This is a genomic window from Terriglobus aquaticus (genome assembly GCF_025685415.1).
Classification (GTDB): Bacteria; Acidobacteriota; Terriglobia; order Terriglobales; family Acidobacteriaceae; genus Terriglobus; species Terriglobus aquaticus.
In genome coordinates this window covers 1,576,049-1,590,189 of record NZ_JAGSYB010000001.1, presented here as the reverse complement: position 1 = coordinate 1,590,189, position 14,141 = coordinate 1,576,049, and the positions used below count along the sequence as shown (strand labels likewise).

Here is a 14,141-nt window from a genome sequence, read left to right as displayed (position 1 = left end):
CTGCAATTGCGTCAACACCCGCCCGGTCCAGACTCCGGCGGTAAAGAACGTACATGGCAGATTCCGACTGCGGAAGTCTGGCAACATTGCCAGACTCCGCAGCGATGTTCTGTACCCGCACGAAGCTCGTTGATCTCAGGAGGCACCATGAAGCAGCGCATTCCGTTCCTCGCTCTGGCAGCAGTTCTGGCAGCACCCGCTTTGACCTTTGCACAATCCACCGCAACGCTGTCCGGCACGGTGAAAGATCCTTCCGGCGCCGCTCTACCCGGTGCGCAGGTGGTGATTCGCAACTTGGGTACCGGCGTAGAGCGCACGCTCACCAGCGACGGAGCGGGCCAGTATGTAGCGCCTTCGCTGGCACCCGGCGACTACTCCGTGAGCGTGACGGCCACGGGTTTCGGCACGTTCACCGTGCAGCGCTTGACGCTGGCCGTGGACGCACACGCCAACCTGGATGCGCCGCTTACGATTTCTTCGTCCGGCGAAACCGTACAGGTAGAGAGCACGGCTGCACTGATTGATTCGGAGTCCATCACGGTCGGACAGGTGATCGACCGCGTGACGGTGCAGGAGGTGCCGCTGAATGGACGCCACTTCCTGGACCTGACCGTGCTGACCCCTGGTGGCGTGACTGCGCCGGCGAACGGAAGCCTGACCTCGCCCAGCCGCGGATTGGGAGCGAACTCGTTTGTGACCGCGGGCAATCGCGAAGACTCCGTGAACTTCCAGATTAACGGCGTGAACCTGAATGACATGGTGCAGAACCAGATCACATTCCAGCCCTCGATCAACACCACATCTGAATTTAAGATCAACAACCAGACGTTTTCCGCGGAGTATGGCCGGTCCTCGGGATCCGTGGTGAACGTGAGCACGCGCTCCGGCACGAATGCGTTCCACGGCGAAGTGTTCGATTACATCCGCAACGAAGCCCTGGACGCGCGCAATTACTTCAGCCCTGCCGGCACTCGCATGCCCGCGCTAAAGCGTCACAATTTCGGCGCAGCGCTGGGTGGTCCCATCTGGCGCGATCACACGTTCTTCTTTGCGAGCTATGAAGGCCTGCGGCAGTCGCAGGGGTTGGCGCTGAACAGTGGTGTCCTTACCGCAGCGCAGCGTGCGGCTGTGACTGATCCGGTGGCGCAGCGTCTGCTTGCCTATATCCCACTTGCGAATGACACAACGGGTGCACGATTTATCGGCACCGCGGCAGGCCCGGTGAATACGGACCAGGGCACGATCGACATCAGCCATACGTTCGGACCCAGCGATACTTTGCACGGCTTCTATGCGTTGCAGAAGGACGTGCGTACTGAACCGACGCTGCAGGGTGATTCTGTGCCCGGGTTCGGCGACAATCGCGCTGCGACGCGTCAGATCCTCACGTTGAACGAAACCCACGTCTTCTCGCCACGGCTGGTCAATGAGGCACGACTCGGCTTCAATCGCATAGCCATCGCCTTCAATCCAAACGTCACGACCGACCCGACTACACTAGGCCTGGCTACCGGTACAACCGGACCCAACGGCATCCCGCAGATTACGATCACCGGGCCGGGCCTCAACTTCGGTGGACCTTCCGGCTTTCCGCAAGGCCGCTTCGACACGCTCGGCATCTTCTCAGACACCGCCACGTACACCGTGGGCAAGCACTCCATCAAGTTCGGTGGTGAGTTCCGCCGCTTCCTGAACGTGAACTTCTCCCAGGACACCGGCACCATCGGCTTTAACACGGTCGCGAATTTTCAGACGGGCCGCGCCAACAGTTTCAGCATTACACCTACCCGGACGTCGAACCGCCTGTATGTCAACGCTGTCGGCGGCTTTGTACAGGACTCCTGGAAGATCACACCCAACCTCACCGCGGAGCTTGGTTTCCGCTATGAATGGAACGGAGCGCCGGTGGACGGCGCCAATCGGCTGGTCGTATTCGATACGACCACAGCCTCTCTGTATCGTGTGGGCACGAATGGCTATGGCAACAGCCCCTACAAACAGAACTACAACTACGAGCCGCGCCTGGGCTTCGCCTACGACGTCTTCGGGACCAACAAGACGGTGGTGCGTGGAGCCTACGGCTTCATGGCAGACCAGCCGGAGACAAATGTGGTGAGCGGCTTGAATGGCAATCCGCCGTTCGCCAACCGCGTTACGTATAGCAGCGCCACTGTGACAATTCCCTTAAATCGTCTTTACAATGCGGCGGGTGCTTCGGGCATTGGCATCACAGGCGTGCAGCGCGACTTGTCGAATGCGTACACCGAGACCTTCAACTTCAACGTGCAGCAGGAACTGCCGTTTGGCGTGGCCTCGTCCATCGGGTATTACGGTTCTGTCGGCAAGCATCTGCGGACCCCGCTGAATATCAATCAGCCGAACGCTGCAGGAGTGCGGCCATTCCGTACCGTTTCGGCGAACAGCCCGATTTCCCCGAACGCAAACATCAGCGGTGTGAACATCACGCAGGTGTCCTCTGTGGGCATGTCGAACTACAACGCCATGTGGTTCACCTTGCGCAAGGCGTTCCGCAGCGGCTTGAACTTCAACTTCAACTACAACTACTCAAAGTCGCTGGACACTGGATCGCTCAGCGGTACCGTGCTGCAGGATGCGACGCGGCCATACCTGAACTACGGTCCTTCAGACTTCGACACGACTCACCGCATCTCCTTCAATGCTGTTTACCAACTGCCTTTCAAGGGCAACCGCTTGGTTGAAGGGTGGCAGCTTTCGGGCATCTCGCAGTGGCAGACGGGTAATCCGTTAAACGTGACCACTTCGTCGACGTTTACCGGTACGTCAGGTGTGCTGCACCCAAACTTGCTGGCCCCTGTGCAGTACACGAAGACACGGACGTCTGCGTCTACGGTGCAGTGGTTCACGCCATCGGTCTGTGCGGCGCCCGCGACGAACTGCACGTTCCAACTGCCCGCGACGGGCTTTGGCAACCTAGCCCGTAACGCGCTGCGCGGGCCCGGATTTGCGGATACAGACTTCTCTATCGAGAAGAACACTGCCATCACAGAGCGGGTGAAGTTCCAACTGCGTGCCGATGCGTTCGACATCTTTAACCATCCCAGCTTCGGAAACCCGGGAACTTCCGCTGTAGTGGGTTCCACGAGCCTGGGTGTCATTTCGTCCACGCGCTTCCCGGTGGGCGATCTGGGGTCATCGCGCCAACTTCAGGTCATTGGCAAGATCATCTTCTAGTTGTGCTGAACTGATCCGGTCCAGAGCGGCACTCCCTAGGGGTGCCGCTCTTTTTTCGTGCGTACATGCCAATACATATACTTCGGGCGCAAGGCACAACAGCATGGCGCCCGCAGCGACGTCCGGAAGACGGTGTCGATACATTCGCGGTGGTGTCGCTGTGTGCCAATCCGATTGAAGACGCGCAGGTTTTGCGGGCTACGAAGAGACGTCCCTTGCTCAGAAGTACCGCGTAGGCCAGCTCCTTAACGAGTCACTAAGGACTGCAGTTCTCCCGGCATACTAGCCAGACGTTCGGATCTTCGAGGTTGTGTGGGTCGCCCTTGGCGTACATCCTGACCTGGTAGCCGGGCGTGTGGGCAAATCTCTCTGCCAACGGGTTGCCGATGAACCGGCCGAAGCGGTCGGCTGGTGTGATCTGGCGCGTGAGGACGAAAAAGCGATCATGGTGTTGCAGGAAATCATCACGCGTATAGATCGATCCGGAGAAGTAGCCGACACGCTTCCAGTTCTCCATGAGGTGGTATTGCGTGACTTCCAGGCGCGGAGCGTCGGACCGGATGCTTTGAGGCCAGTCCAGCAGGTAGGTGTAGAGCACACCGGAGCTGTGCTGCCTGCCGATAAGCTCGGTGAAAGCCCACGCGTCTTCGCAGACGACCGGAGCGCCTTTAGGTAATTGTGCGGTGAGCCGGTCTGTGTAGTTGGAGGACTGGATCGGGTGCTGGCGCAGATCGACGAATACGCTGTACAGCAGAGCCAACGCGAAGAGACCGCCAGCGGCAAGACGCAGAGGCCGCACATATTTACCGGAATCGGGCCCGAGGCGGAGGTTATGCCAGTTCACCAGGTGGACTAGCTCCATCGTAATCAGCGCGGTAGCGATGTTGAGCGGAAGCAGATAGCGGTCTATGAACAGAGAGGTGCCGATGTGAGAACCGATCGCCATGCCGACCGGGACCAAGCAGAGCGCGCCAACAACGACATACACCGCCCGTCGTTTGCTGAACGCTTGCGCGACTGCCGAGATCGTCTGTCTTGCGCTCCGATTTTGTGAGGCGAAAACAAGGATGCACATGACAAACAGCAACACCGTAATCTCTCGCGAGAAGCTGGTGAAGGCGCCGATGAAGCGGAGCGGGCCTGGAGGCCGTGTCCAAAACCAGGGCTTGCCCACCTGGGCTGAGGCTCGTATTGCCGTGCGTTCCGGGAGCAACAGAATCCAGGATGCCGCAGCAGCCGCATAAAGTGGCCACTGAAAGCGGCGGCGGCCAGCATCAAGCACGATGGCGCCCAGCAGCAAAGCCGCACTGTACAGAATGCCAAGCGTGTGGCTGGCGGTGAGTAGACCGTGCAAAAAGAACGTAAGCAGACAGAGACCCATGCTCGTCCGTGTGCTTCGATGTTCAATCGCCTCCTGTCCGTGAATTCGAAAGGCAAGAGCCACCACAAGGGAGGTGCTCAGCATGAGCAGGCCGTAGAATCGGCCCTCGGCCATGTGCGTGACGATGGATGGGCTGAAAAACCAGGTGTTGAACATTGCGAAGGCCACGGCACCGACGCTGTAGAAGCGCCGTGCTGCAGCCCACGTAATGCAGAAGGCCGCACCAAAGCACGTCGCGGAAAAAAGGCGAAAGGCGAGATCGGACGCGCCGAAGATCGCAAACCACCCGCGACCAAGCAGGTAGAACAAGAATCCGCCGCCGTCGGCCCCTTGCTTCCAGGCGTAGATCATGTGGGACCAGGAAGGATCGTGCAACAGCATCCATCCGAGCATTTCGTCTTCCCAGAAGATCCGATGTCTGCCGAATATGTACGCTACCGACAAAGACAAGAAAAAGCCGGCAGCCATCCATGCCTTGTCATTTCGCGCCAAGGCGAATGGCGAATCATCAGGTTGTTGCATAGAGAATGTCGCTGTCCTGCTGTGTGAAGTGCACGGCACTCGTGCGTTATGAAAAGCCCAAGCATGCTGGAATTCCCTGCACGACGCACTCGCAAAAGCAGTTTTCTGCCACGTATACACCGTGGGGAAGATGAACAATAATTGTGCAGGCGGTGTCTTGCCCGCGAGCGAAGCAGTGCCGCTAAGAAGCGACAGGGGCGTGGTTGCCTGGGGCAATCCCGCGTCCGAGTGGGAGTATAACAAGCGTTGATCTCATATCTCTTTGTACGGAGTGCGGTTGTCTAATTTGTCGTGGCTTCCTGAGCAGCAGGACTGGGTAGATCGCTTGAGGCTTGCGGAAACGCAAGAGCCTCATTCTGCGGCAAGCACCTTCCAACAGCTCGCCAATACGCGCATGGACTTTGTGCGGGCCGGCAGGCTTGATAAGGCCGTGCAGCGTTATCGGTCCGCGCACGGCAACCTGCCGGGCCTGCCGGTAGTTCGCCTGGCGCTCCTGGGGTCATCCACGCTGGGGCACTTGCATGCCGGGGTGCGAGTGGGTGCGTTGCGGCACGGCGTCCTGGTGGATGTGTACGAGAACGCATTCGGCATGTACCGGCAGGAGGCTGCGGATGTTAGCTCAGGACTGCATGCGTTTCGACCCGATGTGGTGTGCCTTGCGCTGGACGCGCATCACGTAGCGGCAAGCGGTGGGGAAGGCCGTGCGGAACAGGTGCTTGCCGACCTGCGCGAACTGTGGCGGGCCGTAAAGGAAATGCTGGGATGCGTTGTCGTCCAGCAGACCGTTCTGCCCGTGCACTGGCCGGTCATGGGTAATCAGGAAAGCCGACTCCCGCAGTCGCCGGCATCGGTGGTGGAGAGCGTCAATCGCCTTCTGCGTTCCGAAGCAGAGGCACAAGGTGTGTATCTGCTCACGGTGGATACGTGGGCAGCCATTGACGGCCTCTCCCGCTGGTTTGAACCTGCACTTTGGAACCGCTCGAAGCAGGAGGTTCATCCCCGCGTCTCGGATTTGTACGGAGAGCAGGTCGGCCGCATCTTGGCAGCGCTGCGGGGCAAATCGTCGAAGTGCCTTGTGCTCGATCTCGACAACACCCTGTGGGGTGGTGTGATCGGAGACGACGGCATGGAAGGCATTGTGCTGGGGCAGGGAAGCGCAGTGGGTGAAGCGCATGTCGCGCTGCAACGCTATGCTTTGCAGCTTTCAGAGCGCGGCATCATCCTTGCGGTTTGTTCGAAGAATGATGAGGCGAACGCCCTGGCGCCATTCGCGGATCACTTGGAGATGGTGCTGCGTCGAAAGCACATCGCCTGTTTTGTGGCCAACTGGCAGGACAAGGCAACGAACCTGCGGTACATCGCGGAGACCCTGAACATCGGATTGGACTCGCTGGTGTTCGTGGACGACAACCCGGCAGAGCGAGCGCTGGTACGCCGCGAGCTGCCCATGGTTGCTGTGCCGGAACTGCCGGAAGACCCTTCCGGGTATGTGGGTACGCTGGCGGCGGCGGGATACTTCGAGGCCCTGGAGGTTACAGCCGAGGACCGTGCCCGCGCTGAGCTATATCGCTCGAATGCAGAGCGAGAGAATCTGCGTCGATCAACCACGGACATGGGTGGATTCCTGCAGGCGCTGCAGATGGAGCTGACGTGGAGCCCCTTCGATTCCATCGGGCTGAAGCGCATTGTTCAGCTGATGAACAAGACCAACCAATTCAATCTGACGACGCGTCGGTACACGGAGGCGGAGGTCGCGGCGATGCTGGACGATCCGTCGGTGCTCACCCTGCAACTGCGGCTGTCGGACGTGTATGGCGATAATGGCGTGATCGCACTGTTGGTGGGACGACTCGCCGACTCGGCTACGCTGGATATGGAGACGTGGCTGATGAGCTGCCGCGTGCTGGGACGTAACGTGGAAGAAGCTACGCTAAATGTGCTGGTGGAGCAGGCCCGCGCGATGGGTTGCACCCGCATTGTAGGAACGTACCGACCCACCGCGAAAAATGGCATGGTACGCGATCACTATCAGCGGCTGGGATTTGCAGCACTGGGCCAACAAGAGGACGCAACGCGATGGGAACTGTGGCTGGATAGCTATGCTTCGCGCGACGTACCGATGACGATCAAGGGAGGAAAGACATGGACAACCCACACCTGTACCGCGAGCTGACGGAGATATTCCGAGAGGTTTTTGACGACGATACGTTGACGCTGACTCCGGAGACTACGGCCGCAGACATCGACGGCTGGGACTCCATGGCGCACATCGGGCTGATCGTTGCCATTGAGGAACGCATGGGTGTGAAGTTCAACAGCGCGGAATTGGAGTCGTTGCACAACGTGGGCCAACTTGCGGGCGTTCTGGAGTACAAGCTGGAGTCGCGGCAGGTCAAGGCCTAGGCAAGGCAGGGAGGAAAAGCGGGATACCGTGCTGTTCAACTCGTATGCATTTCTGTTTGTTTTTCTTCCCGTCGTGCTTCTCGGCTACCAAGTGGCGGCGCACTGGCATCGGCGCGCGGTAATCATTTGGCTGGCACTTAGTTCGCTGGCGTTCTACGCATATTGGAGTCCGCGATTCCTACTGCTGCTGGTCGGGTCGATCCTGTTCAACTACGCCGCCGGATCACTGATTGCGAGCCGGCTTGAAGACCGGCTGCCGACCAAGACCGTTCTTTGGGCCGCAATCATCGCCAACTTGGCTGTGTTGTGCGCTTTCAAGTATTTCGTTCCATGGATCAACGGTGTGACGGCGGTGTTTCACCATCCGCTCAACTGGTCAGACCTGATTCTGCCACTCGGCATTTCGTTCTTTACCTTTACGCAGATCGCATACCTTGTGGACCTGGAGCAGGGTGCGGCGCATCGGCAGGACCTGGACAGCTACGTTCTGTTCGTAACGTTCTTTCCGCACCTGATTGCGGGTCCCATTCTGCACCACGCTGAAATCATGCCCCAGTTGCATGCCCGGCGCGATTTCCGGTTGCGCTCCGATGACATGGCGGTGGGCTTCGCCTGGTTTGTCATGGGGCTCTTCAAAAAGGTGGTGCTCGCGGATCGGTTTAGTACTGAGGCTGACCGCGCGTTTCTGGTCACGGGAGTTCTGCATACCGGCGGCTCTTGGGTCGGTGTGCTGTCTTATTCATTGCAGTTGTACTTCGACTTTTCCGGCTACTCGGACATGGCGCTGGGGCTGGCGCGCATGTTCTCAATTAACTTCCCCCTCAATTTCAGCTCGCCGTACAAGTCGCGGAGCATCATCGATTTTTGGCAGCGCTGGCACATGACGCTCACCCGCTACATCATGAGCTATCTCTATAACCCGATCGCCATGTGGATCAATCGCAGGCGGGTGCGGCAAGGCAAGAAGATCTCGCGGAAGGCGACCGCGACGGTGGAGGGGTTCGTCCAGCTGGTGGCGTTCCCGACGACGGTGACCCTGTTTCTGGCAGGCGTGTGGCACGGTGCTGGTCTGCAGTTTGTAATCTTCGGCCTGCTGCATGCGCTATACCTGTGCATCAATCATGGCTGGCGGGTGTGGCGAACGACGCGTCCGGCCACGGCCGCTCCTTCGGCTCTGGTCCGCCGGTTGCGCGGCATCGGTAGCCTGTTATTGACCTATGTTGCGGTGCTGATCGCGCAGGTCTTCTTCCGCGCCGCTGGTGTAGGCGCGGCGATGGACATGTTGGCAGGCATGATAGGCCGGCACCATGGTCCTGTGCCGCTACGCTCCGCTTCGCTATTGGGCGTAAACACGCTGGTGGGCCTGGTGGTGGGTTACCTGATCGTCTGGTGCCTGCCAAACACGCAGCAGATGCTGGCGCGGTTCAAGCCGTCTCTGCAACTTGCACCGTCCGATCTGCAGCCGAGCCTGGTGCGCATCGCATGGCGACCGACGCCGGCATGGGGCTTTGTGCTCGGGGCCGTTCTGCTGCTGGTACTGGTGCGCATGCAGGTTCCGTCCACGTTCCTTTATTTCCAGTTCTAGCTTGTGTCGCCGCCGCTCGCTGCAATACAGCCCATTGAACCTCGCCAGGGAGACGAACCCATGTCGCAGACCGCAACGATGAACGAACGGGAACGGATCGAACAGATCCTTCATCCGCGGGCGGAGTACACGCCTCGCCAGTTCGCCCGATCGATCCTTTGGGTGCTGGCGGTACCACTAGCGGTTTACCTTCTGACCTTCCCGCTGGTGATGATGCCCGGATCAGGATTCTCGCGGTTGGGTGTGAGCAAGTTCGGACCAGTGCTGGATTACGGGTACAACGTGCGCCATGCCGACGCGGACGTAGTGATCTTCGGCGACTCCAGCGCGTTTATCGGAATCGATCCCCGCGTGGTGAACGCCACGTTGGGAACCAAGGCACTTGTCATTCCCAACACGATCGGCAGTCTTCCTGTGCTTGGAGACATTCCGCTGCAGCGCTACCTGTCACACAACCGGCCGCCACGCCTGCTGGTGCTTTACTTCGCTCCGTGGAACCTGGACTATAACGATCCCCGTCGGCACGATTTGCTCTTTGAAGGGGAAGAGGTGCTGTTTCGCCACGGTTCGTTGCGAGATATTCTCCGTTTCGCCATGCGCAAGCCGGCCGAGTTTCTTACGTTTCCGTTAAAGGTGTACAGCACGCTCGGTTGGAACACTCTCTCGTTCACCTTGCACCAGGGTGATCGCGAACACAACACGGACGCGACGCTGGGTCACATGGATTACGCATTCGATTTCCCGCCCATGCCAGACACGTGCCACCTGGTCGCGCACGGTATGTGGAAGACCGGGGATGCTTCCGTGCGTGCCCTGATGCAGAAGTTGTCCACGCCTCAGACGCAGGTCAAGGTATACCTCGCACCGATTCCCGGGTGTTCGGATGCACTGTATGCCGTGGAGCATATGGGGCAGCCCATTGGGGCGAAACCGTTAATTTTGCCGCCGTCGTGGTTCGCGGGCGATGACGCAAACGGACACATCCGGCCCGATCACGTGGCGGAGAATTCACTATTGTTTGCGAAGACGATTGCACCTTGGGTGCAGCAGGCGCACATCGGTGCGAACCCGGCTCCCTGAGGAATCTCTGCCAGCTCGCCAGCGGATTGGCGGGCGCCGGCACAGGCTTTTAAGCCGCTAGCGATCAATCCCGGTCCGGAACCAAGCCGATCGCTCTTTGCATGGGCGCAATCTCCGGGCTGGACATGAATGTCTTCCAGACCAGGCCGGTGCGGCCGTTCTCAATCATGACTACCTGCGGTGCCTGGTTCAGTCCCATGTTGGTGCTGCTGTACCAGTTCTGGCTTTCGTTGAAGGCGTCGCGAAAGCCATAGATGTTCCACAGGTTCTTGCCCATATCGCGATACCAATGCTTGATCGCCAGCATGGATTGCTCCGGCGTGTAGGCGTAGGAACTGACCGCGCCAGTGGGGGCGATGGTGCCGTCGTCGTCTTCGCCCGCGCCGTACTCGTGGTACGAATCGTTTGGCCCGTCCACGGCGGTAAAGCCCCAACTGTTCGCTCCATAGCCCTTGAAGTGTCCCGGGTTGTGAATGGCGTAGGCCTGGTTCATCAGAGCTTCGTTGCGGTTGTTTCGAAAGTAGTTGGTGTACTTGTCGCGGAAGCCGCGCGGGTCGTAGCCCATAAAACTGTACTGCGTAAAGAAGAGCGGCCCGGGCGTTCCGGGAAGGTAGCCCTGCTCCAGGAGGATACCGAAGTATGTGTGCTTGATGCCGTACTCGCCTGTGGCGTCCTTTCCCTCGCGTTCATACCCGGTGCGAAAGGTGGATGCCGGGATGCCGTGCGTGGGCGACGCGATTGCGAGGAGGTAGGTGATCATCACCTCGTTCCAGCCCTGCAGACGATTGGCAACGTGAAAGGCGTAGTTAGGCGACCAGTGCCACCAAAGGGCGTCATGCAACGGAGTGGCGCGGAACCAATCCCAGTCCACGCCGCCCCAGAGCCGGTTGATGATGTCGCGAAGTTGTCGCTCCTGCGCTGTGTCGCCGTTGAAGTATTGCCGCGCAGTGAGCAAGCCTTCCATCATAAAAGAAGTTTCAACCAGGTCGGCGCCATCGTCGTAGATGCCGAAGAGCGAGATTGTCTTGCCGGTGCGGCCGTCCAGAAAGTGTGGCCAGGCGCCGTGGTACTTGTCCGCGTGCTCCAGAAAGTTGGCGATCCGCAGCATGCGTTCGGCACCCTGCTCCCGCGTGATGAAGCCGCGATCGACCGCGACCACCAAAGCCATCACGCCGAACCCACTGGCACCCATAGCGACCAGGTGGTCCGGTCCTGGTTGCGATTCCAGCGCCATGCCACTGTTGGGTTCTGCGCTGTCCCAGTAGTAGCGAAAGCTGGCGCGCTGGACCATCGTCAGCAGTTCATCGTCGGTCATGGAGCGTGTGGCAGCGGACGCTGCCTCGGTACGCGCCGATTCGTGCATCTGCGCATCGCGCGCGGAGATGCTATACCGGGCTGTCTTGCCCGGCGCGCCAAGCCAGTCCGTGAAGCGATGCACGCCGTACCGTTGCACACCCACCTGCCGATACGGGCCGTTGTCTTCGGAGCGATAGATCACGTACTCCGTCGTGGCCGGATCGTCCGGTGCCTGCCACTCCAGGTCGACATGCCGCTCGTATCCTGTCGCCTTCAGCGCGCTCGGAACCGAGGGCGTGGCTTGCACGGCCGTTTCCTCGCCGATGCGGATCTCGTCCACGTACAGCGTGTGTGGCTTGCCATCTGCGTTGTTCTGGCTGAACAGCACACCATTCAGCCCGGCGGGGTCGAACGGGTGCAGCGAAGCCGAGGGAAGCTTGCTCGTGTCTACGGCGATGCGCGTCCAACGCTTGGCTGGCACATCACCAGTGAACTCGCCCAGCGCGGTAGCAGTCGTGTGACCTCCGCCGCGACTAGTCACCGCGAAGCGCGGCAGGTCTGCCGCATGCACACCCTGCGGTGACCACACCCAGAACGAAACAGTCTTGCCTTGCCATTGCAACTCGCCATTGCGCCATTGAATGGGATCGATGCTCACATCCCACCCGCCGTTTACGGCAGAGGTCCACGACACCTCCAGCGCGTTTGGTCCGCTCTTGAACTCCGCCGTTTCCAGCGGCAGGCGATCATGAATCAGTTTCACCGTGCTTGGGGACGAGAGGCTGCCGCGACTGTACGAGTAGTACTCAGACGCCGGACTGCCGGCAAAGATGACATGCTGGGCGAAGCGATCAAACTGCTGCCCCATCGCCGCTGGCACACTGCTGACCGTTGCGCATACAACCGCGGTTGCGAGGCAAATGGACCGACCGCTTCGCTTCCAGACCATATCTCCCACCTCTACTGCTTCTGCAGCGTGATCACTGCGAGCCCATACGCCGGTACCGTCAACTTCAGATGCCCATTCTGCAGCGTCATCGACTCAGGCGCGGGCAGGGCAGCGGCTTGCTGCAGCGTGCGAATCTGCTCGCGCGTCAGTGAACCCGAAGGACGACCCATCGTGTCGAAAGCCGCAAGCGAGTTGCCGTGTGTCGGGTCCACACGCCATACCTGCACTGTCGCATCCTTCGCGACGTGTTCTAGCTGAAAGTCGAAGCTCCGATCCGGCCCCGCGGGCCCTTGCGGCTTCGTGTAGGTGGTACCTTCCCCGCCCGGCACGGCATAGTTCCAGAGCGCAATCGTTACGGCACCGTTCCCGTCTGTGCTCGCCAGTGCGCTTTCCGACTTGAGGGCGATCCGCTGCGTACCTAGCTTGTGCAGCAGCGTGAACGCGTTGAACGAGGGCTTGGGGATGTTGTCCGCGGCGATGATGCCGAACCCGCCATAGAAGGGTGTACGCACTACGCCCTGTTCTTCGAAGACGTCGCTGAAGGACCAGTAGGCCATGTTCTGGATCAGGCCGTCGCATTGACGGATCGTGTTCGCCAGCCACGGTCCCATGTAGGGCGAGTCGCTCACGTTCGATTCGTTCGCGTAGCTGGCGCCATATTCACTGAAGTAGAGCGGCAGGGTCGGCATGGATGACGCTGCGATCTGATCGTGCACTTTCTTCACGGCACGATACACCATCGTGCTGCGCGGGATGTCTTCATTGGTTCCGAAGACGTCCTTGGCCAGGTCGTTCGCATACACGTGTGTGGAGACGAAGTCGACCGGCACATGACTGTCGTGCACATGCTTGATAAAGTCAGGCACCCATGCCGCTTGCGCCGTGGCCGGACCACCCACACGAAGCCGCGGAGAGGCCGCTTTCAGAGCGCGGGCGGTATGGTCATATAACGTCCAGTACGTCGCCTGCTTTGGATCGCCACCCCAGAAGTCCAGGTTAGGTTCGTTCCACACTTCAAAATTCCAGTGGCTGACCTCGTCCAGGCCGTACCGCTCGATCAGGTGCTGACCCAATGCGGTGATCATCGCGTCCCACTTCGCGTAGTCACTGGGCGGAGAGACGAAGGGGCGATAGAAGAACGGCTGAGTGATGCTGGGATCGGCCGCCAGCTTGCGCGGCATGAAGCTCAGCTCCACGTAAGGGCGCACGCCGCGGTCCAGCAGGCCATCGTAGATCTGGTCGATGTAGCTGAAATTGTAGATGGAAGCGTCATTCGCCTTTTGCGCTTCCAGGCCCGGGTTCTTCGTCATGCGATCGGGATCATACAGCCCGACCTCATCCATCAAGATGCCGTGGAAGCGAATGGAATCGAAGTTGGTGGCGTCTTTCACTTGCTTCAGATCGCGGCGGTAACTCTCGCGCAGCGAGAGGATCGCGCGGCCAGAACCGAAGGTCTGTTCCCAAAAATGGGGAAAGGGTGTGGTCTTCGCAGACGCATCCACCGTAATGCGCTCTTCCGCAGGTGATTGCTGTGCAGGCAGGAACGTGCCACTGCAGAGCAGTGCAGCGGCGGCGAACAAAGTGGTTCCGGTGTACCGCGTTTTCATCTTCATGGTCCTAACGATAAGGGTGCAGGGCTGCAGCAAAGGTCACATGCCCTGTGGTGTAGCGAGCAAAGGGGAGAGTGCCGGGCCGCACACTCTCCCCATCGT

8 protein-coding genes are annotated in these 14,141 nt (G+C 59.7%); 5 read left to right on the top strand and 3 right to left on the bottom strand.

Going from position 1 to position 14,141, the window contains the following annotated elements:
- Positions 1-147: 147 nt before the first annotated feature.
- Positions 148-3,213: a TonB-dependent receptor gene (locus OHL12_RS06500; RefSeq protein WP_263413015.1), complete on the top strand. Its 3,066-nt coding sequence runs from the start codon at positions 148-150 to the stop codon at positions 3,211-3,213.
- 256 nt (positions 3,214-3,469) lie between these two features.
- Here the strand turns inward: OHL12_RS06500 and OHL12_RS06495 are convergent, their stop codons facing one another.
- Positions 3,470-5,332 (bottom strand): hypothetical protein, encoded by a 1,863-nt coding sequence (locus tag OHL12_RS06495; RefSeq protein WP_263413014.1) that lies wholly within the window; start codon positions 5,330-5,332, stop codon positions 3,470-3,472.
- Positions 5,333-5,441: 109 nt separating this feature from the next.
- Between OHL12_RS06495 and OHL12_RS06490 the strand changes: the two genes are divergently transcribed.
- The 4 genes from OHL12_RS06490 to OHL12_RS06475 are packed head-to-tail and all read left to right on the top strand — an operon-like array spanning position 5,442 to position 10,184.
- Positions 5,442-7,289 carry an HAD-IIIC family phosphatase gene (locus OHL12_RS06490; protein ID WP_263413013.1) on the top strand — a complete coding sequence of 616 codons (1,848 nt, stop codon included), beginning with the start codon at positions 5,442-5,444 and terminating at the stop codon, positions 7,287-7,289.
- Entirely contained in the window at positions 7,259-7,519 is a 261-nt protein-coding gene (locus OHL12_RS06485; RefSeq protein WP_263413012.1) for an acyl carrier protein, read from the top strand. Before OHL12_RS06490 ends, OHL12_RS06485 begins: the two co-directional genes overlap by 31 nt.
- A 28-nt stretch (positions 7,520-7,547) precedes the next feature.
- On the top strand, positions 7,548-9,104 hold the full coding sequence (locus OHL12_RS06480) for an MBOAT family O-acyltransferase (protein WP_263413011.1): 1,557 nt from the start codon (positions 7,548-7,550) through the stop codon (positions 9,102-9,104).
- A gap of 60 nt (positions 9,105-9,164) precedes the next feature.
- Complete coding sequence (locus OHL12_RS06475) at positions 9,165-10,184, top strand: hypothetical protein (protein ID WP_263413010.1); 1,020 nt, start codon at positions 9,165-9,167, stop codon at positions 10,182-10,184.
- 64 nt (positions 10,185-10,248) lie between these two features.
- Here the strand turns inward: OHL12_RS06475 and OHL12_RS06470 are convergent, their stop codons facing one another.
- Together OHL12_RS06470 and OHL12_RS06465 are read right to left on the bottom strand one after the other, a co-directional pair.
- Complete coding sequence (locus tag OHL12_RS06470) at positions 10,249-12,348, bottom strand: glucoamylase family protein (RefSeq protein WP_263413009.1); 2,100 nt, start codon at positions 12,346-12,348, stop codon at positions 10,249-10,251.
- 92 nt (positions 12,349-12,440) lie between these two features.
- Positions 12,441-14,042 (bottom strand): GH39 family glycosyl hydrolase, encoded by a 1,602-nt coding sequence (locus tag OHL12_RS06465; protein ID WP_263413008.1) that lies wholly within the window; start codon positions 14,040-14,042, stop codon positions 12,441-12,443.
- Positions 14,043-14,141 lie beyond the last annotated feature (99 nt).